The following is a 21,738-nucleotide window of genomic DNA, read 5'->3' as shown; positions in this document are numbered from 1 at the left end:
TGTAAAGACATGCAAAAAAAATCACTAGTATTTCTTATGATGAGTATATTCATTACAGGAATTACAATGGCTGGATGTACAATGACTGAAGAAAAAAATGATTACCCTAATAAGCCTATAAATGTAATTGTCCCATTTAGTGCCGGCGGCGGAACTGATTTACAAGCAAGGGCATTGGAAAAATTAGCTCCAAAATATCTTAATCAAAATTTTATTATTCTTAATAAACCTGGTGGAAGTTGTACAATTGGTCTTAATGAATTAGTTACTGCATCTCCTGATGGATATACAATTGGATTAAGTCCTTTAAATTTAATTTTGCAACCATTATATGGAGCTACAAAATATCATTACCCAACTGCACTTGAGCCAATCGTACAAATCTCAACAACCCCTTCAATTTTAGTTGTAAACGCCAATCACTCTTGGGAGACATTAGATGATTTAATTACATACTGTAATCAACACCCTAGGGAAATCAAGTTCGGGCATTCAGGAATTGGTGACTCTAGCCACATTATTGGTGAAATATTTGCCAAAAAAGCGAATATTGAAATCGAACAAGTGCCCTTTCGCGGAGCAAGTGAATCAATATCTGCATTACTAGGTGATCATGTCCAATTTATCATTGCCAGCCCTGGTGCTTTAACTGAACAAATTAAAAGCGGTAAATTAAAAGCATTAGCCATATCTGGAGAAAAACATTTATCCAATTCTGCACTTAGCAAAATACCTACTTTTCAAGAATTAGGATTTGATATTGTTTTAGAAAATTGGTATGGTATAGCCGCACCAAAAGAAATTGACGCAAAAACAAAGAATAAACTTGCTGAATCACTAAAAAATATGATTAGCGACCCTGATTTTAAAACAAATCTTGACCAGTTAGGCATGGAAGTCAGTTATTTAAATTCTGAAGAAACTAAAAAGAAATGGATATCCGACACTGAAAAGTTGACTAACATATTAAAAGAAACTGATATTATTGAGCAAATCCAAGCACAAAAACAATAGTTTATCATATTCAACAATAAAAATGGCAGGACTCAACCACTGAGTTCTGCCATTTTTATTAGCCACTACATATATTCATTATGTCTACTTCTGAAAATAAATTTAATTTAACTTTTATATTGCCTTGTTCACTAACTAAAATTTTTTCAATTAAGTTTTTTAATAACATATTGCCACACTCACCACTGCTTAAAATTTCTTTTATATTTACACAATATCTTTGCACTAGCATATCAATTTGCATGTGAATATTTTCTTCTTGTTTAAAACTTTTCATCTCCTTTTCATACGACTCAATTTGCCTATTAATCTCGCCCACACGCTCTTTTAATTCCTCTATCGAAATAATCTCAAATTCATACATTTCAGTTTGCTTGCGCTTTATCCGTTTTAGTCGAACAATTTCTTTTTGAATTTTATTTGTATTACAAGTAAAATCCTCTTTACTCCATTTTCTTTTTAGTAAATGAATAACTTTCCCCATTAAATTTTTTTGTGAATCTATCATTTCTGAAAAATAATCTTGAATAGCAGTTAGCAGTTCTGCTTCATCAATCGTAGTTCCATTATTACAAAAGTCTTTTCCTTGAGAGTTACGCCCTGTACAAACCCATCGTATATATTCTTTTGTATACTTTCTATACATCCGACGAAAACTGTATCCACAGCTCTCACATTGAATCAATGTACTAAAGCAATACTTATTCGATTGCCGCTCCTTTTTATGTCGAAAATCTTCATTTCGTTTTTTCATAATTTTTTGCGCTTTTTTAAATGTATATTCATCAACAATCATTAAATCTGGTTTGTTTGCAATAAAAAAATCCGCTTCGCGATTCACGCCCCGTTCACCAGTTAGAAAGTCTTTCACATAGGATTTTCCATTTATTACTCTTCCCATATAAAGTTGATTGCTTAGAACTTTTCCTACTGAATATGGATGCCATTTACAATCTCGCTTTGTCTTTATCCCTTCTTTGTTTAAAAAATTTGCAATTTTAAAAAAACCAAATCCTTGATTTAGATACAAATCAAACATTTTTCGAATGATCCTTGCTTCATATGGATTAACTTTTAAATCGAAATATTCCCCATGAATTTTATCATATCCATAAACTAAATTAGGTACACGCCCTTTCTCTGCATTACGCTTTTTGCCAAATTTAACTCTTTTGGAAATATTAGCACTTTCTTCTTGGGCAACAGCAGCTAAAATGGTCAATGTAAGCTCACCATCATTGCTGGACATATTCGCCGTAACAAATCGACAATCAACATTTAAAGATTTGAGTTTACGAATACTTTGCAAAAAATCTACTACATTACGAGCAAGCCTAGAAACGTCTTTTACGTGCACCGAGGAAAATCTTCCACGTTCTGCATCTTTCATCATTCGCTTAAATTCACGACGATTTTTTAATTTTGTTCCACTAATTCCCTCATCCGCATATACCTCAACCAGTTCTAAATGGTTACGATTTGCATATTCCATAAAAAATTCTTTCTGGGCTTGTAAACTCATAATCTGTTCATCTTTATCCGTTGATACCCTACAATAGGCTGCAATCTTTGATTTCACTTGATCATTCAGCATATGATTCCTCCAAACAGTAAAGATTCTGTGTCTAGTTTACCCCATCATTTCTTCTGGTTTTGATTTACTTTGTTCTAAATCGCACTTGATTTTCATCATCAATGCTTCTGCAAGAATTAACGGTAAAAATTTTTCTATCTCACTACTTGAATTGCAGTTTTCAAATTGAATTTTCACTTTTTTCATCTCCCTCTAATGCTTGTACTAATAAATATTATCTTCATCAATAAAAAATTCCCTATTTATTTTTATCCGCTGACTACTCTGCTTTATATTTTAACCCTACAATGATAAAAAAGAATTCCCAGCTATAAGTTGAAAATTCTTTTTTATCGTTCTATTTTATATTATCTTTATGTACAGTAGATTTACTAACACCAAAAACGTTGGCAGCCTGCCTTACTGTATGTTTGGTCTCTAAAATATGCGCACAAATCTCTAATACACGTTTGCGAATATATTCTTTCATCCTGTCCATTCCCCCAATGACTTTGCTATCAAATGTATATGCAAAAATCTACATTGACAGAACTGATAGCCGTAGAGGTTATTCCCTACAAATTCACCAGTGTATAAAATTAAAGTGATAATCTAACTATCCATTAATAAATTTGCTGCAATTATATATTCGCCTTAAAAATATTTTCTAATTGCGAAGAATTTATCACACTATTATCTTCATATTCTTTTCTAGCTCTGTCTGCCATTGCATTCAAGGTAGTCTTATCATCATCTTTATCTTGGGATTTCCCTATGTTGAATGCATTACTGCCGTGTTGAGACTGTTTATCATTTCCTGTACTTATTTTTTGTTTACTGATTACTTTGGATTCGATTTGCTTTCCTGAAGAATCAACAGTAATTTGTGTCAATACTACAATCTGCGAGCCATCATCAGCCGTAATTACACTCCGTTGAATAGTCGTTGTCGTCTCCTCAGCACTGCCATCTTTCCCTTGACTTTTTGAAGAATTAGTCTCTCCAGCTAATGTTTTTTTGAACTGTTCAGCTACATCATCCATTTTATTTACAGAAGATGTTGAAGCAGAAGTAGCTGTATTCCATAAATTGTGATTTACTCCTTGAATACTGCTCATTTTTTAATCTCTCCTAAATAAGGAATCCATTCGATCAAATTCTCGTTCCCTCATTTAATTTATCGAAAAAACTGAAGAAACTTTAAGTATTTTTCATAATTTTATTATTAGCATAACTTATAGGAAACAACCTCAGTTTTGTTAATACAAGCCAAAATTAAGATTTTGTTATTTTAACTAAAAAGATCCCCTTAATTTATAAATCTTATTTTCTCTATATTGTGAAAATTACAAAGCTTTTTGTAAATTTTTGTAGAATTTTCAAAGGAAAATATTTCTTTTTTCTAGTATTATTCTATTAATTAAATAAATATTTGCAAAAGTGAGGGATTCCTATGTCATTCAATTTTCGAAGTCTTCGCGCTCAATGTATGTTTATTGGTGGCTTGCTAATTTTCATCGCAATGGTAATTCTCGGTGTTTCCAGTTACTATTATGCAAACAAATATCTCCAAGAAAGCGAAAATAACTCAATTAAATTAATGTCTGAAAATTCTCACATCAAAGTCAATACCCGTTTAAATGAATTAATCGGTTATTTAGAGTCAGCTGCTGACACAGCGCGGTTAAAAAATGCAAAAGATAAAGATACTATATTATCAGCCCTAAACGATTGTATGATTCGAGCAAAAGATTTTTCAGTCGTTGCTTATGTTGATTTAAACGGTAACGCCATTCGTCAAAACGGTGAGATTTCCTCTGTTTTAAATCGCGAATATTTTAAACATATCATGCAAACAAAAGAAAAATACATATCAGAAGTTCTCATTTCTTCAACAACAAATCAACCAGCTACTATTTTGATTGTACCTGTAATGAATAATGGTAAAATAACTGGCATGGTTTATGGTTCCCTTGAGCTAAGCGATCTTCAGAGTTTTGTTAATGATATAAATTTTGCAAAAACAGGTTCCGCTTATCTACTTGATGAAACGGGAACGATTATCGTTCATAGTAAAAACCCTGAACTAGTAAAAAAAATAAATTTAAACGGAGAGAACAATCCAGCAAAAATTAAAAATGAAATCCCAATTGATTCTCGATTAACTCAGCTCTATACAAATTCTCTTAAAACCTCCGAACTTGTATCTGGTGTTTTTAATTTTGGTAATAATGATTTACAGTTTGGAACTTTTTCAACAATTGATCTACCCGGAGGGAAGAAATGGACTTTAGCAATTGTTGCTCCTGAATCGGAAGTAAATGAACCAATTAATACTTTAACGCGCAATATTATTTTAATTACAATTATTTGTATAATTATTGCAATGATTATCGCAATGTATCTAAGCGAAAAATTAGCAAATCCAATTATTCAAATTAAAGAACAATTAAATCAATTAGCCTCAGGTAATTTAGGCTTACCTAAACTAAACATTAATAGCAAAAATGAATTAGGAGATTTAGCCCATGCATGTAACAAAATGATTGAAGACCTAAAAACTTTATTACATCAAATCCAAAAAACTGTTGAACAGGTTGCAGCTGCATCAGAAGAACTTACAGCCAGCGCTGATCAATCAGCCCAAGTTACAGTCCAAGTGGCTCAATCAATTGCGGATGTCGCCACATCTTCAAATGCACAAGTAGCATCAATAAACAAATCCACCAAAGTCATTGAAAATATTACATCTGAAATTCACGCTGTTTCCATAATGGCAAATAATTCCGAAAATTATGCACAAGATGCTGTAACAAAAGCACAAAACGGCAATGAATTCGTAAATAAAGCGGTTATTCAAATGCAACAAATTCAAGATACTGTAACAGCCTCGGCATCCGTAGTAAGTAGACTTGGCGATCGTTCAAAAGAAATTGGCCAAATCATCGAAACGATATCTGCCATTGCAGCACAGACCAATCTTCTTGCATTGAATGCAGCAATTGAGGCGGCTCGCGCCGGAGACCACGGACGCGGTTTTGCAGTTGTTGCTGAAGAAGTAAGAAAACTTGCTGAACAATCCCAAAAAGCTGCCGAACAGATAGCTGCTTTAATCGGCGAAATTCAAATAGAAACCAATAATGCTGTAGTTTCTATGAACGCTGGCACAGAGGAAGTAAAAATAGGTACTTCTGCTGTAAGCAATGCTGGAAGCATTTTCATAGAGATTGTTAATCTGGTAGAACAGGTTGCAACCCAAATTACCAATTTGTCAGCAACTGCCGGAGACATCGCCAATGGAACGACAGCTATTGTTTCTTCTATTCAATCAATAGATACTGAAAGTCAAAAGGTAGCCGAACAAACACAAACTGTTTCGGCTGCGACGGAAGAGCAATCTGCTTCCATGGAACAAATCGCCTCTTCAAGCCAAAGTCTTGCAAACCTCGCGCAAGAGTTGCAAGACACAGCCCATAATTTTAAGTTCTAAAAATAAAAACGGTATTGTTGGGCTCTACAACAATACCGTTTTCTTATACTTGTCCCTATAAAGTAGACTTCTGATTTAAATCTTGTAAAATGTAATCTTTTATGACATCTTATATATTATCTCACTAAAGCTTTTCTCTTATATTTTACTCTACAAATCACCTATTCACATTCCAAAATTTATGATATACTCAATATATTTAAAAGGCAGAAGTGAGGATAAAAGGTGAATATAAATTCAAATCGTAATTTTTTAAATATTAGCGAATGGCGTTTAACCCCATATCAAATTTTATCATTAGGTATCGCTGCCCTCGTATTAAGCGGGGCTTTTTTACTCATGCTCCCCCTCTCCAGCCAAAGTGGAGAATCCATGTCATTTGTTGACGCTTTATTTACAGCAACCTCTGCTGTTTGCGTAACTGGTCTTGTCGTTGTTGACACAGGGAATTATTTTTCGCTATTCGGGCAGCTAGTCATTATTTTTCTTATCCAATGTGGTGCTTTAGGGTTTATGACGATGGCAACACTTATGGCACTTCTCATGCGAAAAAAAGTCCATTTACGTAATCGTCTTATTATGCAGGAAGCATTAAATCAGTTAACACTTGCGGGTATCGTAAAGCTCGTAAAGTATATTATAAAATCTACGCTTCTCATCGAGTTCATCGGTGGTACAATCCTTGCAATACGCTTTTATGTTGATTTTGGGGCCACCGGTATTTATTACGGATATTGGCACGCAATTTCTGCCTTTTGTAATGCAGGCTTTGATATTATCGGCAGTAAAAATGGAAATTTATTTCCGTATGTAGATGATTTTATCGTGAATATTACTCTAACCTCGCTCATTATTCTTGGCGGTCTTGGCTTTGCCGTAATTGCCGACATTACTGCAACGAAGAAATTCAATTTTTTTGCTTTACATACAAAAATTGTTCTTGCCACTACTGCCTTTCTCGTTTTTGGTGGCATGTTTTACATTTTACTTATGGACTACTACAACTCAGAAACACTTGGTGGCTTATCATTGACAGGAAAATTGCTGGCTAGTTACTTTCAATCAGTAACACTCCGTACAGCTGGATTTGCAACTTTACCAATCGGTGAATTAACGAATGCTTCAATATTTGCTATGATGATTCTTATGTTTATCGGCGCATCGCCAAGCTCGACTGGCGGCGGTATTAAAACAACGACCTTTGCAGTCGTAATCGCTTCCATCTGGAGCCAAATTCGCGGACACGAAGATACCGTATTGTTTTATCGCAAAATTCCCAATGCTATGATCCAAAAAGCCTATACTTTTACTTTTATTTCTGCCGCTTTAAATTGCCTTGCGATTATGCTACTTACCATGGATAATGCAAATACAGAAAGTATTCCTCTTTTCTTTGAAGTGATTTCCGCCTTTTCTACTTGCGGTCTCAGTATGGGCATTACACCAACGTTAGATTCATTTAGTAAATATGTTCTCACCATCATGATGCTCATTGGTCGTATTGGACCTGTTACATTTGCTCTAGCCTTAGCATTAAAAAGTCAAAAAACAAAAATTAAATATCCAGAAGGTAAAATCATGATTGGGTAATGCAACGATGCATCTACACCACTAACAAAATAAATGTTTATAGGGAATCAGCTACTCTGTTTCCCGACTTTACAGACTCCCACTTTTTCCAAGCGGGAGTCTTATTCTTCTCGCTTAGAAATGTTCTAAAGAAAGCGTGGTAATTTTTCTACGCCGCTTTGCAACTTTATAGCAGCTAAATCCCTGTTTCGCCATAATATTGACTAGGCTTTCATTGGTACCATTACTAGGCAGTTTTTTTAGTTTTTCAACCACGATTTCTTCCTTCTCCTCTTTTATCATCACAGGTTCAGCAACTTTCTGCTTACTAATTACTTTCGACTCTACCAACTTCCCATTTCTCCCTGTCGTTACCTCTCTAATAATAAGAAACTCCGTACCATCGGGATCAACAGTAAGACTCGTACGAAAAATTGTATCAGTTACATCCCTTTTACTATTATTCAACTTTGTTAACATCGACTTAAACTCTTTTGTCTCCTGCATACTTTTCATCTGTGCTTTAGCTAATTGTTCTCTATACGCCTTATATTGAACTTTCTCAAATTCATTCATTTCTTTCCCTCCACACAAATCTATCCTTCTACAACAAATCCTACTTATAATATCGTTATTTTTCCATTCTTTTTAAGGAAATATTTCTCTAAATAAAAAAATCGGTATTGCATATATGCAATACCGATTTTTTTATAACGAATACACGGGATCATCATTTAAATAAGCAAATTCATATTCTTTTTTTATTTTATTGTAACGCGTATGAAGAAGTCGGTGTGCTTTTTCGCTCAATGGATGTGCTAAATACTCTTTATATAAACGAATCACTTCTGGGTTTTGATGTGATTTACGAATTTTCATTGACTTATCAATCGAGTAAATTGCATCCATGCGCATAATTTTCACATCGTTGGTACTTTTAATCGGCTGTCCACCACCTCCAATACAGCCTCCTGGACAAGCCATTACTTCAACAAAATGATATTCACAAGTTCCCGCTTTAATCTGCTTCATAATCTTCTCAGCATTTCTTAAGCCATGTGCGATTGCGACTTTAATTTCTCGATCTCCCAAATCAATGATTGCTTCTTTAATCCCTTTAAATCCACGTACATTTTCAAAATCCAAATTTACGAGCTCTTTCCCTGTATATACTTCATACACCGTACGAAGTGCAGCTTCCATTACACCGCCACTCGTACCAAAAATCGCTCCAGCACCAGTTCCCATCCCCATAGGGCTATCAAATTCCCCCTCTGCTAAATGATTAAAATCAATCCCCACATAGTTAATTAATTTTGTTAATTCACGTGTCGTTAAAACGATATCAACATCCCTGACTCCACTCTGCTGCATTTCCGGTCTAGATGCTTCGTATTTTTTCGCCGTACATGGCATGATTGATACCGTAACAATATCTTTAACATCTATTCCCGTAGCTGCTGGATAATACGATTTTGATAACGCACCAAAAATCTGCTGGGGTGATTTTACACTGGAAAGATGTTCGAGATAATCGCCATGATGCTTCTCCATATAATTTACCCATCCGGAGCTGCATGAAGTAAGCATCGGTAAGCTTTCATTTTGCTTTAACCTTTGTAAAAGCTCATTTCCTTCTTCCATAATTGTTACATCTGCTGCAAAATTCGTATCAAATACACGGTTAAAGCCAAGCATCCGTAAAGCAGTTACCATTTTCCCCGTTACCACTTCGCCCTTTGGCAATCCAAATTCATCTCCCAAAGCAACACGCACCGATGGCGCTACTTGCACGATTACATGCTTTTGGGGATCTTGTAATACATCTAATACCTTTTGCGTATCATCTCTTTCTACAATTGCACCAACTGGACAAACAGCGCTGCATTGCCCACATAAAATGCAATCCGTTTCTTCTAATGGCTTATGATAAGCTGTCGTAATCATATAATCTTCTGACCGCCCCGCATGCGATAGCGCTGCTACGCCTTGCACTTCCTGACAGGCTTTAACGCATCGACCACACTTCACACATTTTGATAAATCACGCACCAAACTCGGATTGTTATCATTAATCGGAATATGTTTTGCCACATTTGGCAAATTTGGCTTTAAAACATTAAATCGACTGCATAGCTTTTGTAAATCACATTTACCATTGCGCGCACAGGATAAGCAATTTTGCTCATGATTTGCTAAAATCAATTCTAAAATTCCCACTTGCGTATCGCGAACTAGTTTTGTATCCGTTAAAATCTCCATACCTTCCCATACGTCCGTAGAGCATGCCGCAAATAATCTTCTTCCGCCGACAACTTCAACGGTACAAATTCTGCAATGCGCTTTGATTGTTTGATCCGGATGATAGCAAAGATGGGGAATATTGATATTAATCTTCTTTGCCGCTTCTAGAATTTTCGTTCCTTTTTCCACTTCAACAGGAATATTATTTATTTTAATATGCACCATATTGTCCATAAAGTCACCTCATTCATTTTACTATAAAACATTCCGGGAATACTTCAATCGCAGAAACGAATGCACTTTGCGCCGTTTCTCCTAAACCACACATCGAAGACATCGCCATCAACTTCGCAATTTTTTTCATGGAGGTTACATCACTTTCTGTATGCGTTCCTTGCGCTACCTTATCAAGTAAAATCCGCATATGACGATTGCCCTCACGGCAAGGTGTGCATTGTCCACAACTCTCATGAGAAAAGAATTCCTGCGTTGCCACTAAAAATTCCATAACGGTCGTTCGCTCATCTACCACCAAGATTGCCCCCGAACCGACACCAACACCAGCTTTTTGTAGAGCTTCATACGTATAAGGTGTATCTAAAATATCCGTTGAAGCAATTTTCCCTGATGCACCACCAAATTGAATCAACCGAATCGCACGATTTCCCTGAATTCCCCCAGCCAAATCATAAATAAGCTCTCGTACCGTAACCCCGAACGGAATTTCAAAAACGCCAGGACAGTTTACATTGCCACCCACACTAACCAGTTTTGTCCCTTTTGATTTTTCCGTCCCATAACTTTGATAAACGTTCTGATCATCAAGTAGAATTCCGGTAACTAAAGATAGACTCTCCACATTATTTACACACGTGGGTAAATTATATAAGCCGCATTGTTTAATAAATGGCGGTTTCATTCTCGGTCTACCGCTTTTACCTTCAATAGATTCCACGAGTGCCGTACCTTCGCCACAGACATATGCCCCTGCACCGGAATATAAATGAATATCGAAATTAAATCCTTTGCCAAGAATATTCTTTCCTAAAAAGCCATAGACACGCGCCTGTTTTATCGCATTTAAAAGCAACGGACGCAAATGGCTGTATTCTTCCCTTAAATAAATGTATCCATTTTCCGCATCTACCGTGTAGCCAGCGATAATCATTCCCTCAATTAAATTAAATGGGTCATGCTCAATTAGCGTCCGATCCTTAAACGTACACGGCTCTCCTTCATCGGCATTGCACACGACAACTTTATTATCATCAATTACCGCTTTTGCCTGCGACCACTTGCGCCCCATATCATAGCCTGCGCCACCGCGCCCTTTTACCTCAGCCGCCGCAATTATTGCCGCAATCGCTTCCCCTTCCATGTTCACCGCTTTCTTTAATGCATGAAAGCCACCAATCCTCATATAAGCACCAATCGACATTGGATCATATTTCCCAAAATTTCTTGTCATAAACGCTACTGTCTTCGTCATCTTTGTCACTCCTATCTTCTATCCTAATGCATCAAGCAGTGCAATAATTTTTTCTCGACTCGTTAAGTGCCCATAGACTTTTCCATTGATTCTAACCGCAGGAGCAACATCACAAGCACCAAAGCAGGGAACCTTTTCTATCGTAAATCTACCATCATACGTTACTTCATTGATCTCTATACCTAAAATTTCTTTTAGCACTGTAAATATTGTCGTATTATCATTAATTTTACAAACGATACTATCACAAATCTGAATCGGGTATTTTGCTCGCGGTTTATCAGATAGCGCTGCATAAAAAGAAATCACATCATAAACATTTGTAATTTTTGTATTGAGTTTCTCCGCCAAATAATATGCCACTTGCTCCGGAATATACTGACGCGGAATAATCACTTGGATATCAAGCAAAATTCCCACCAATTGTGAAGCATCATTGTTATGGGAAAATAAAATCAAATCAATCTGTTCTGCTAATTCTTTTGTAAGGATTTGCTCCTTCATTTTAAAATCCATTATTTCAAGCCCTCTCTATCACTTTGTTACATCTTGAACTATCTAATACAAAAGGCGCTGCAAATGATTTTGCAACGCCTTTTAACATCTAAACCAATTCCCTTCCTAGTTTTAAGGGATAAACAATGCTGTTTCATTAGGAGTTTTAACTCCCACTAAAATCAGACACGTAATCCAGGGGCTTACGAGGTCTCCACCTAAAGAGGCGGGAGTTAGCCCCCGTTAGCCATCGGATAAATTTAATCTATCAAACCTTGTACGAATTATAACATTCCTATTGATAAATCACAATGTAATTGTTTACAAGTCTAGAAATGCTACTAAAAATTGTAGCAAATTAGAAAACCACGCGAAAACCGCGCACCCTACTATTGTTTTCCTAATAGCCGTACGCGTTTTCAGCTGTCATGATTTATTAACAATTTTTTTCATGATATTCTTCTAATTTTAAAACACCCGTATAGAGCATTTCCTTTGTTACAAGATACGGCGAGCGTGTTAACTCACCGCTTTTTACCGTTTCATCAAATACACCGTCTAACTCTGCTAACGTTACATCAAGATCTGCCAAACAAGTTGGCAAGCCCAGATCACGACAGAAGCTAAATACCTTTGCTAATTCTTTTTCTTGACCATCGCACATCAACAGCAATAAAACGCCATAAGCAACAACTTCGCCATGTAAATGCTTCTCTTCAATTTGCGGCAACATCGTAATCGTGCAATAAAATGCATGTGCAATATGTCCGTTATAATCCGACTCAACGAAGTTAGATACTAATCCTGTGCTTACCACAATCGCTAAAACAACTTGTTCAAACTCTTTACTTAGCACATGATTTTCATTGTCTTTTAATGCTTTCATTCCATATTCTAAAATTGGGTCGGCACACAGTCGGCTAAGCTGTATACCTACTGCATTAAAATGCTCTAATTCTACATTTTGTGCAGCTAGATTCGATTCGTAATATTTCGCAATCGTATCGCCCATTCCCGCCCATAAAAACTGCTTGGGTGCTTCTACTGCTATTTGTGTATGAATAAATACATGTACCGGAGGAATATCAGATACATTTAATTCACGAAAAGTTCCATCGGGATAATAAACGACACTAAGCGCAGTTAGGCAGGCACAATTACTTGCAATCGTCGGAAAAGTAAATAAGGGTTTATGTAAAGCTCGTGCCAGTAGTTTGCAAGTATCCATTACTTTGCCTCCGCCAATTGCAAAAATCATATCCGCCTCTTGTACGCTTTGCAGCACTTTCAGAGCTTCCATATTTTCATAAGAAGCTTCACCGCCATACCAAACAAAATCTAAAACCCTGAGCTCAGAATCCTTTATCGCCGAACAAATCAAATCTTTTGCCTTACTTATCGCAGTTTTCCCACCAATAGCAACTACTTTTTTCCCATAAGTCGGACAAACTGTTTGTATTTTTTCGTATGCAGCTACACCAATGGTATAACTCGGTAAATTTATACTATATGTACTCATCTCAGCACTCCATTCAAAATCAGTCTTACTTTATTTCCATTTTTAATAGTTTAGCATTGTCATCTTTAAATATCAATGCGGAATATTTACAGCTTTACACGAAAAATTATTTTTTCCGTTTTACATCAACAAAAATTGCCCTCAATACATTTATCCAAAGTATTGAGGGCAATTTTCAGTTTACTGCTATCATTAATTTTAACATTTTATTAAACTATATATTTTGCTTAACATTCTGCATCTTTGCCAAAAGCCTGATTTAAATCAGCAATAATGTCATCAATATGCTCTGTACCAATTGACAAACGAATTGTATTTGGGTGTATTCCCTGCTCTAACAATTCAGCCTCAGAAAGCTGCGAATGCGTGGTAGAGGCAGGATGAATAACAAGAGATTTTACATCAGCAACATTCGCTAATAGTGAAAAGATCTCTAAACGATCAATAAATTTCTGTGCTTCCTTTACGCCGCCTTTAATATCAAAGGTAAAGATAGAAACGCCACCGTTAGGAAAATATTTTTGATAAAGCGCATGATGGGGATGACTATTAAGCGATGGATGATTTACCTTTTCTACTTGTGGATGATGCGCTAAGTAGTCGACTACTTTTAATGCATTTTCTACATGGCGCTCCACGCGAAGCGACAACGTCTCAAGCCCTTGTAAAAATAAAAATGCATGGAATGGCGCAATCGTCGCTCCTGTATCACGAAGCAATATCGCCCGAATCTTCGTCACAAACGCCGCTTTTCCTACCACTTTTGTAAAGCTTACACCATGATAACTCGGATTAGGCGCAACAAGTGAAGCAAATTTTCCGCTTGCTTCCCAATCAAAATTGCCACTATCGACAATTACACCACCAATTGCCGTACCATGTCCCCCAATAAATTTCGTCGCTGAATGTACAACGATATCAGCGCCATGCTCAAACGGACGGACTAAATAAGGCGTCGCAAACGTGTTGTCTACAACTAATGGAACCTTATGCGCATGGGCAATCGCAGCAACCTTTTCAAGATCAATCAGCGTTGCATTCGGATTGCCAATTGTTTCGACAAAAATAGCTTTTGTATTTTCGTTTATCGCTTGACGAAAAGAACTTTCGCCATCCGCATCAACAAACGTTGTCGTTATCCCATATTGCGGTAACGTATGCGCAAGTAAATTATAGGTTCCACCATAAATTGTCTGCGCCGATACAATATTATCGCCAGCTTGTGCTAAGTTTAAAAAAGTATAAGTAAGCGCAGCGGCTCCAGAAGCTACACCAAGTGCAGCAACGCCACCTTCAAGCGCAGCGACCCTCTTTTCAAAAACATCTTGTGTAGAATTGGTGAGCCTCCCATAAATATTGCCAGCATCGGCAAGACCAAAGCGAGCTGCCGCATGCGCTGAATTTTTAAATACATAGGATGTTGTCTGATAAATCGGAACCGCCCGCGAATCCGTCACCGGATCAGCTTCTTCCTGCCCCACATGTAATTGTAAAGTTTCAAATTTATAATTTTTATTTGCCATTGTAAACATTCCTTTTCATTTATTTATTTCTAAGGTTACTTACAATGACACATTCGTCCATTTCGATAATTATGACGCAACATCTTAAAAATCAAGTACATACGCAACTACTCCTTTTTAAAAAGTATATAAAACCTATAGTCTTGATATGTTTTACATTATATGCTTTACAAAAATCTTTGTCAATACAAAAATTCAAGTATTTTTTGAATCTCTTTACACTTTAAAGTTTTATTTAACAACCATCTGTACTTTTACCATGCAGAGCCGATTGCTAATTTAGCAAAAAAACTGTAGCTTTCTCTATAGAAAAACGAGCAGAAATCCAGAGATTTCTGCTCGTTTTTACTTTAAATATAATATTCAACAGCATCCGCTGTTTGATGTTTATCAAGAATATCTTGTAAAGTAATGCCCTCAAGATAATCAATCATTACTTTATTTAAGCCTTTCCATACCCCTAATGTCATACAGCTCTTACTGCGTCCACATGGATTTTTCTCTTGCTCTAAGCAAGCAATCGGTGCAAGGCTTCCCTCAGTGATACGCAAGATATCTGCAACCGTATATTGATCAGGTGACTTCGCCAACATGTAACCACCCTGAAATCCACGATTCGTTCTCAATATTTCCGCTCTATTTAGACTCCCTACAATCTGTTCTAAATATTTTTTTGATATCTCTTGACGCTCTGCAATATCCTTTAACGCAATATATCCATCCTCTTTATGCTCAGCCAAATCGAGCAATAACCGTAAAGCATATCTTCCCTTTGTCGAAATTTTCACCTAACCACCTCTTTTCCCTATTATACCATAGGTTTTCTATGCTTTACAATTCTCCTCTACCCTACATTTTTTTAATTCAACTTTATCCTAAATCTATAGCTTTTATTTGATTGACATAAAAAGCTCAGCTAATTATAATCATCTTTATTATCAATGTAACATTTATTTCATCAAATATAACAAATATCAAGGAGGATTTATTACCTTTATGACATCACATACATCTCCAACTGACCAAGAGCGAGAGTTTCTCATCTGGCAGAGCAGTTTTGCAAAAACTTTTACTAAATGGCTTCCGGTCATTTTAGGTGCACTTACTGCACTCGCCCCTTTATCCATCGATATGTACTTACCTTCACTGCCACAACTGGCTGGAGAATTTGTAACAACGACGTCCCTCGTTCAGCTCAGCTTAACGGCCTGCTTGCTGGGAATTGCTATCGGACAGATGTTTGCCGGTCCACTCAGTGATATGCAGGGTCGACGCAAGCCTTTATTAATCGGCATGGCTATCTTCACTTTAACTTCCTTTGCCTGCGTATTTGCAACTTCCATCTGGGCATTTTTGCTTTTGCGTTTAATTCAAGGTTTAGCAGGGTCTGCGGGGATTGTTATCGCCCGCGCAATCGCCAGAGATTTATATTCCGGTTATGAATTAACGAAATTTTTTGCCATGCTCATGCTCGTCAATGGCGTTGCACCAATATTCGCGCCAGTTCTTGGTGGTCAAGTCTTAGCTGTATCCTCTTGGCGAGGCGTCTTCATTGTCCTTGGACTCATTGGAATTAGTTTATTCCTAGCGGTATTCTTTTGGTGTAAGGAAAGTCTTCCTGCAAATAGGCGTTTAGACAGCGGAATTACCTCATCACTCAAAGCTTTTCTCTCCCTTTTAAAACAACCTTATTTTATGGGACATTGTTTTATGCAATCTTGCGCCTTTACCGCTTTGTTTGCTTACATCTCCGGTTCACCGTTCGTTTTGCAAAATATCTATAAAGTTTCGCCGCAAACCTTTGGATTAATCTTTGGTGTCAACGGATTGGGACTCGTCATTGCAGGACAACTGACCGGACGTTTATCCGGACGATTCAGCGATGAAAAAATTCTCCATTATGGCGTTTGGCAGGCGATTATAGGCAGTACTCTATTAGCAATCAGTCTCCTCAATCACGCTCCACTTTTGTTTATTCTTATCCCACTATTTTTTACTGTTGCTAGTTTGGCTATTGTTGGTTCCAGCAGTTTCTCACTTGCAATGCAAGCACAAGGGAAAATGGCAGGCAGTGCAGCGGCACTTCTCGGATTCTTTTCTAATATCACTGGTGGCGCAATGGCGCCGCTTGTCGGCATTTGCGGCAGTTACAGCGCCCTTCCGATGGCATTGTTAATCCTATGCAGTGAAATTGCAGCCGGTATCTTTTTCTGGACGATGATTCACAATAAAAATAGTCATTAAAAAACACGCGCGATGTCAGTTCTAAATATTTTAGTAACTGCATTTTGCGTGTTTTTTATATCCTTAAAGGATTACTATCATTTTATTCTACTTTGCCGCCATCTATTACTACATCATCAGCTTGAATGGATTCGCCATAGGCAGGAAGTAATGTTTCAGCAAAATCTTTATGAAAAAATTGTTCTGACGCTAATTTTTCAATTTCTTCATTTAACCAATCTTTCAGCTCTATATTTCCTTTTTTGACAGCAGGTGCAATATAATCAAGGCTTCCCAGTTTTGTTATGCCCGTAGTATACCCCTGGTTTTCTCTTGCCCAAGCAAACAGTAATGTATTGTCATGTGCTAATGCCGCACCGCGTCCATCTTTTAACGCTTGAAAAGCTTCTGTATTCTGCTCGTATTTCAATAGCTCAATTTCCGGATGGTTTTGTACAAAATAAGTTTCTGCCGTCGTGCCTTTATTTACAATTAATTTTTTTCCTTTTAATTGATTTACATCAGTAATCAAAGCACCATCTGGCGAAACTACACCAAGTCCAACCTTCATATAAGGATTTGCAAAGTCTACTTTTTCTTTACGCTCTGGCGTTACTGTAAAATTAGCCAAAATAATATCCACTTTATTTGCTTCCAAAACCTCTACACGGCTTACTGCTTCCACTAAGACAAACTCAACTTTATTTTCGTCTCCCAATAAATCTTTGGCGATGCGTTTGGCAAAGTAAACATCATACCCCTGATTTTTGCCATTTGCATCTACATAACCAAAGGGCGGTTTATCGCTAAATACGCCGATACGAATTTTTCCACGCTCTTTGATTTGTTCAATCGTTGATTGTTTTACCGAATTATCACCGCCGCTTTTCGTAGCATCTGATCCGCAGCCCGCCAATATCCCTAAAGATAAAATTAAAGTTAACCCTAATAAAATTGTTCTAAATCCCTTTTTCATCCTACTCTCTCACTTTCTATTTTAAAATCAAACCTATTTAAAAAGCGTTGGGCACGCTGAGTTTTTGGGCTCGTGAAAAATTGTTTTGCCACTGCATCTTCGATAATTTTTCCACCATCTAAAAATAACACTCGGTCTGCAACAGCTTTGGCAAATTCCATTTCATGTGTAACAATAACCATTGTCATCCCTTGCCGCGCTAATTCCAGCATTAAATCAAGAACTTCTCTGACCATTTCTGGATCAAGCGATGCCGTCACCTCATCAAATAGCATAATTTCCGGATTCATACAAAGTGACCGTACAATCGCAATACGTTGTTTTTGCCCTCCTGATAATTGTCTAGGATAAGCATCCTTCTTATGAATTAAGCCAACGCGATTTAGCAAATATTCCGCTTGTTTAATCACTTCACTTCTTTCCCTGCCTTGTGCTTTCATCGGGCCTAGCAAAATATTTTCTAATATTGTTAAATGAGAAAACAATTCATAGCTTTGAAATACCATGCCAATTTTTTGTCTCGCTTTCTGCCAAGTAATTTGTTTTCCATCAATCACTTTTCCATCTAACTTAATCTCACCCGCTTGAATAGGTTCTAAGCCATTTAAACACCTTAACAAAGTACTTTTCCCACAACCAGAAGCCCCTAAGATAACGAGAACTTCCCCCTGATGCACTGAAAAATTAAACGAATCAAAAACTTTTTCTTCTGTATAATACTTTGTTAATCCCACAGCTTCTAAAACCTTTACTTCACTCTTTTTCATTCTGACCACCTCCTAAAAAATCACTGTCCCTGCCATTTCATTTCTAAATGACGAGACCACAAAGAAATTGGATAGCAAATGATAAAGTATAGCGCAAAAATTGTTGCATACACCCAAAAAGATGCCATCGGATTTTTCAAAATGGAAACTTCAATAATCTGCTGGCCTACTTTCAATACCTCGACTACACCAATTAATACAACAAGTGAAGTCGTCTTAATCATTCTTGTTACTAGATTCATCGCGGCTGGCACAAAACGCCGGATGATTTGTGGTAAAACGATATAACGATAAATCTGATGCGTTGTAAGCCCTAACGACATCCCACTTTCCCATTGATGCTTTGGCAACGACGTAACCGTTCCCCGTACAATATCACCAATTTCAGCAATTCCCCAGAGTGAAAACACAAGAATTGCTGAGGCTTCTGCCGGCAAATGGATTTGAAATACTTTCGTAATCGTAAAGAAAAATACAAAGAGCCATACTAAAATAGGGATAATCCGTACTGTTTCTAAATAAAACTTTGTCAGTAAACGAACGATCTTATTTTTACTCGTCATCAGAATTCCTAGTCCAATTCCAAAAATAATAGAAATACTAACTGCAACGATTGCAATGCGAAGCGTTATCCAAAGACCTCCCAATAGCCGAATGAAATTTGAACCTTCAAAGATTACACTAATCCCCAAATCCTGCATAGCGAAGTCTCCTTTCCAGTTTAGAAATGCATATAGACAATGGCAATAAAATAAGTAAATACGCCCCAATCAATAAGACAAATGCTTCTGTCGTCTTGTAATACATCCCAATTAAATCTTTTGCCACGTACATCAAATCAGCCAAGGCAATCGCACTTACAATTGAAGTTTCTTTTAATAAAAAAATAATATTGGCCCCAACTGCCGGTATCGCTACCGCCAAGGCTTGGGGAAACAAAATATAACGAAACACCTGGAACTGACTTAACCCAATACTAGCCCCTGATTCTATTTGAATCTTTTCTACAGATTCAAATCCACTACGCAATGCTTCTGCCATATAGCCGCCCCCTAAAAATGCCAATCCCATAATCGCACACGTAAAAGCCTCAATTTTTATTCCCAACTTAGGTAAGCCATAATAAAGGAAAAATAGTTGTATAAGCAATGGCGTATTGCGCGCAATTTCTATATAGCAACTAACAATCGTTTTTAATATGCGTACTCGATAATATAGAATTGCACTACAAATAACTCCAATTAAAAAAGCTAACAATATTCCGCCAATTGCCAATTCCAACGTAAGTAAAATTGCCTTTCCGTACAGAGGTAAACTTTTTATCATAAAATCGTAGTCCATTACACTCCCTCAATTCATATTAATCATATAGGTTTTGTTTTATTTATGATTATATCACGTATTTTTTAACTGTCAATACTTTTCATATAGGTTTTGAAGGTTTTATTTTTCAAAATTTTCCACGTAAAAATTCTATTGACTTTCCGCCTATTTGCCGCTATTATTTTCTAAACATATAGTTTTAGTATGCTTTGTTTCTGAATATGTGTAACATATTATTTTAATTAAACTTTATTAAGGAGTTGTATATGATGAATTTTGATACAATGATTAATCGTAGAAATACTAATTCTTTAAAATATGATTTTGCTTTAGAAAATGGAAAACCAGCCGATGTTTTACCACTTTGGGTAGCTGATATGGATTTTCGAGTCCCAAATAAAGTCATTGATGCCTTAATTAATTCTAGCAAACATGGAATTTTGGGTTATTCTGATACAAAACAAGAATATATCCATACACTAAAACAATGGTTTTTTAAAACCTTAAATTGGCATATCAAAGACGAATGGTTAGTAAAAACACCCGGCGTTGTTTTCGCGTTAAGCATCGCTATTCAATCTTTTACAAAAGAAGAGGACGCAGTTCTAATTCAGCGCCCTGTGTATTATCCATTTTCTCGCCTTATTCATAAAAACCATCGTAAATTAGTAAACAGCCCACTCATTTATAAAAATGATAAATACCAAATTGATTTCGTTGATTTTGAACAAAAAATTATCGAAAACAATGTCAAACTCTTTATTTTATGCAGTCCTCATAATCCCGTTGGCAGAGTTTGGACGAAAGAAGAGTTGACAAAAATCGGCGATATTTGCTTAAAGTATCAGGTAATCGTTATCGCAGATGAAATTCATTCTGCTTTTACTTATCCTGGTCACCAACATATTGTCTTTGCAAGTCTTAGCCCAGAAATTAATGCTATTACGATAACCTGCACCGCTCCAAGCAAAACCTTCAACCTTGCAGGATTACAAGTGTCTAACATTTTCATTGCAAATGAAAATTTACGCAAACAATTTATTGATACCATCGACCGCAATGGCTATTCACACTTAAACACCTTGGGAATTGTAGCCTGCCAAGCAGCTTATACCTATGGCGAGGAATGGCTAAAGTCTCTTAAACAATATTTAATTCATAATCTAAATTTTGTCCGCGAATTTTTAAAGGAACATCTACCTGAAATTAAATTAGTGGAGCCCGAAGGAACTTATCTTCTTTGGCTAGATTTCTCTGCACTCCAATTATCCGATGAAGCTTTAGAAGATTTAATTACCCATAAAGCAAAACTTTGGCTTGATGCAGGAGTTATGTTTGGTATCGAAGGAAAACAATTTCAGCGAATAAACATTGCCTGTCCACAACAAACATTAGAAAAAGCACTTCTCCAATTAAAATCTGCGATTTACCAAGAAAACCTCAAGTCAAACAAAGTTTTTACTTCATCTAAATTCTAATCACACCTATTTAAAAACTATCTTTTATCAGTGTTTTTATCTATATATTATAAAA

20 protein-coding genes are annotated in these 21,738 nt (G+C 36.5%); 5 read left to right on the top strand and 15 right to left on the bottom strand.

Going from position 1 to position 21,738, the window contains the following annotated elements:
- Positions 1-9 precede the first annotated feature (9 nt).
- Positions 10-1,014, top strand: coding sequence for a tripartite tricarboxylate transporter substrate binding protein (locus P3F81_RS01385; protein WP_309320552.1), 1,005 nt, complete (start codon positions 10-12; stop codon positions 1,012-1,014).
- Between the two features lie 58 nt (positions 1,015-1,072).
- Here P3F81_RS01385 and P3F81_RS01380 read toward each other — a convergent pair whose 3' ends face one another.
- From P3F81_RS01380 to P3F81_RS01365, 4 genes are all read right to left on the bottom strand, one after another.
- On the bottom strand, positions 1,073-2,608 hold the full coding sequence (locus P3F81_RS01380) for a recombinase family protein (RefSeq protein ID WP_147667056.1): 1,536 nt from the start codon (positions 2,606-2,608) through the stop codon (positions 1,073-1,075).
- Positions 2,609-2,644: 36 nt separating this feature from the next.
- Positions 2,645-2,785 (bottom strand): hypothetical protein, encoded by a 141-nt coding sequence (locus P3F81_RS01375; protein ID WP_177503729.1) that lies wholly within the window; start codon positions 2,783-2,785, stop codon positions 2,645-2,647.
- A gap of 160 nt (positions 2,786-2,945) precedes the next feature.
- On the bottom strand, positions 2,946-3,086 hold the full coding sequence (locus P3F81_RS01370; RefSeq protein WP_309320551.1) for a sporulation transcriptional regulator SpoIIID: 141 nt from the start codon (positions 3,084-3,086) through the stop codon (positions 2,946-2,948).
- 142 nt (positions 3,087-3,228) lie between these two features.
- Entirely contained in the window at positions 3,229-3,705 is a 477-nt protein-coding gene (locus tag P3F81_RS01365; RefSeq protein ID WP_147667058.1) for a hypothetical protein, read from the bottom strand.
- Between the two features lie 335 nt (positions 3,706-4,040).
- Here P3F81_RS01365 and P3F81_RS01360 point away from each other — a divergent pair, with 335 nt between their 5' ends.
- Positions 4,041-6,077, top strand: coding sequence for a methyl-accepting chemotaxis protein (locus tag P3F81_RS01360; protein ID WP_147667060.1), 2,037 nt, complete (start codon positions 4,041-4,043; stop codon positions 6,075-6,077).
- 225 nt (positions 6,078-6,302) lie between these two features.
- Positions 6,303-7,667 (top strand): TrkH family potassium uptake protein, encoded by a 1,365-nt coding sequence (locus P3F81_RS01355; protein ID WP_147667062.1) that lies wholly within the window; start codon positions 6,303-6,305, stop codon positions 7,665-7,667.
- A 114-nt stretch (positions 7,668-7,781) separates the two neighbouring features.
- Here P3F81_RS01355 and P3F81_RS01350 read toward each other — a convergent pair whose 3' ends face one another.
- From P3F81_RS01350 to P3F81_RS01320, 7 genes are all read right to left on the bottom strand, one after another.
- A complete protein-coding gene (locus tag P3F81_RS01350; protein WP_147667064.1) occupies positions 7,782-8,222 on the bottom strand; it encodes a hypothetical protein in 441 nt (146 codons plus the stop codon).
- 132 nt (positions 8,223-8,354) lie between these two features.
- Positions 8,355-10,124 carry an NADH-dependent [FeFe] hydrogenase, group A6 gene (locus P3F81_RS01345; protein ID WP_147667066.1) on the bottom strand — a complete coding sequence of 590 codons (1,770 nt, stop codon included), beginning with the start codon at positions 10,122-10,124 and terminating at the stop codon, positions 8,355-8,357.
- A gap of 13 nt (positions 10,125-10,137) precedes the next feature.
- Positions 10,138-11,379, bottom strand: coding sequence for a complex I 51 kDa subunit family protein (locus P3F81_RS01340; protein ID WP_147667068.1), 1,242 nt, complete (start codon positions 11,377-11,379; stop codon positions 10,138-10,140).
- Between the two features lie 18 nt (positions 11,380-11,397).
- Entirely contained in the window at positions 11,398-11,895 is a 498-nt protein-coding gene (locus tag P3F81_RS01335; protein ID WP_147667070.1) for an NADH-quinone oxidoreductase subunit NuoE family protein, read from the bottom strand.
- Between the two features lie 415 nt (positions 11,896-12,310).
- A complete protein-coding gene (locus tag P3F81_RS01330; RefSeq protein WP_147667072.1) occupies positions 12,311-13,393 on the bottom strand; it encodes an iron-containing alcohol dehydrogenase family protein in 1,083 nt (360 codons plus the stop codon).
- Between the two features lie 227 nt (positions 13,394-13,620).
- Complete coding sequence (locus P3F81_RS01325) at positions 13,621-14,916, bottom strand: O-acetylhomoserine aminocarboxypropyltransferase/cysteine synthase family protein (protein ID WP_147667074.1); 1,296 nt, start codon at positions 14,914-14,916, stop codon at positions 13,621-13,623.
- A gap of 350 nt (positions 14,917-15,266) precedes the next feature.
- Positions 15,267-15,704 carry an RrF2 family transcriptional regulator gene (locus P3F81_RS01320; RefSeq protein WP_147667077.1) on the bottom strand — a complete coding sequence of 146 codons (438 nt, stop codon included), beginning with the start codon at positions 15,702-15,704 and terminating at the stop codon, positions 15,267-15,269.
- Between the two features lie 208 nt (positions 15,705-15,912).
- Here P3F81_RS01320 and P3F81_RS01315 point away from each other — a divergent pair, with 208 nt between their 5' ends.
- A complete protein-coding gene (locus tag P3F81_RS01315; RefSeq protein ID WP_147667079.1) occupies positions 15,913-17,160 on the top strand; it encodes a multidrug effflux MFS transporter in 1,248 nt (415 codons plus the stop codon).
- 82 nt (positions 17,161-17,242) lie between these two features.
- Here the strand turns inward: P3F81_RS01315 and P3F81_RS01310 are convergent, their stop codons facing one another.
- From P3F81_RS01310 to P3F81_RS01295, 4 genes are read right to left on the bottom strand one after another with little or no spacing between them, the layout of a single operon-like run.
- Positions 17,243-18,115 (bottom strand): cysteine ABC transporter substrate-binding protein, encoded by an 873-nt coding sequence (locus P3F81_RS01310; RefSeq protein ID WP_147667081.1) that lies wholly within the window; start codon positions 18,113-18,115, stop codon positions 17,243-17,245.
- On the bottom strand, positions 18,112-18,882 hold the full coding sequence (locus tag P3F81_RS01305) for an amino acid ABC transporter ATP-binding protein (RefSeq protein ID WP_147667082.1): 771 nt from the start codon (positions 18,880-18,882) through the stop codon (positions 18,112-18,114). The genes P3F81_RS01310 and P3F81_RS01305 overlap by 4 nt, the downstream gene beginning before the upstream one ends.
- Positions 18,883-18,902: 20 nt before the next feature.
- The gene (locus P3F81_RS01300) at positions 18,903-19,583 is read right to left on the bottom strand and encodes an amino acid ABC transporter permease (RefSeq protein ID WP_147667084.1); all 681 of its coding nucleotides are present in this window, start codon (positions 19,581-19,583) and stop codon (positions 18,903-18,905) included.
- Complete coding sequence (locus P3F81_RS01295; protein WP_147667086.1) at positions 19,564-20,223, bottom strand: amino acid ABC transporter permease; 660 nt, start codon at positions 20,221-20,223, stop codon at positions 19,564-19,566. The genes P3F81_RS01300 and P3F81_RS01295 overlap by 20 nt, the downstream gene beginning before the upstream one ends.
- Before the next feature lie 248 nt (positions 20,224-20,471).
- Between P3F81_RS01295 and P3F81_RS01290 the strand changes: the two genes are divergently transcribed.
- The gene (locus tag P3F81_RS01290; RefSeq protein ID WP_147667088.1) at positions 20,472-21,683 is read left to right on the top strand and encodes a MalY/PatB family protein; all 1,212 of its coding nucleotides are present in this window, start codon (positions 20,472-20,474) and stop codon (positions 21,681-21,683) included.
- The last annotated feature ends 55 nt before the right edge of the window (positions 21,684-21,738 follow it).

It is taken from the genome of Selenobaculum gibii, assembly GCF_030273445.1.
Classification (GTDB): Bacteria; Bacillota; Negativicutes; order ICN-92133; family ICN-92133; genus Selenobaculum; species Selenobaculum gibii.
The sequence above is the reverse complement of the archived record's forward strand: the minus strand, read 5'-3'. Positions and strand labels throughout refer to the sequence as shown.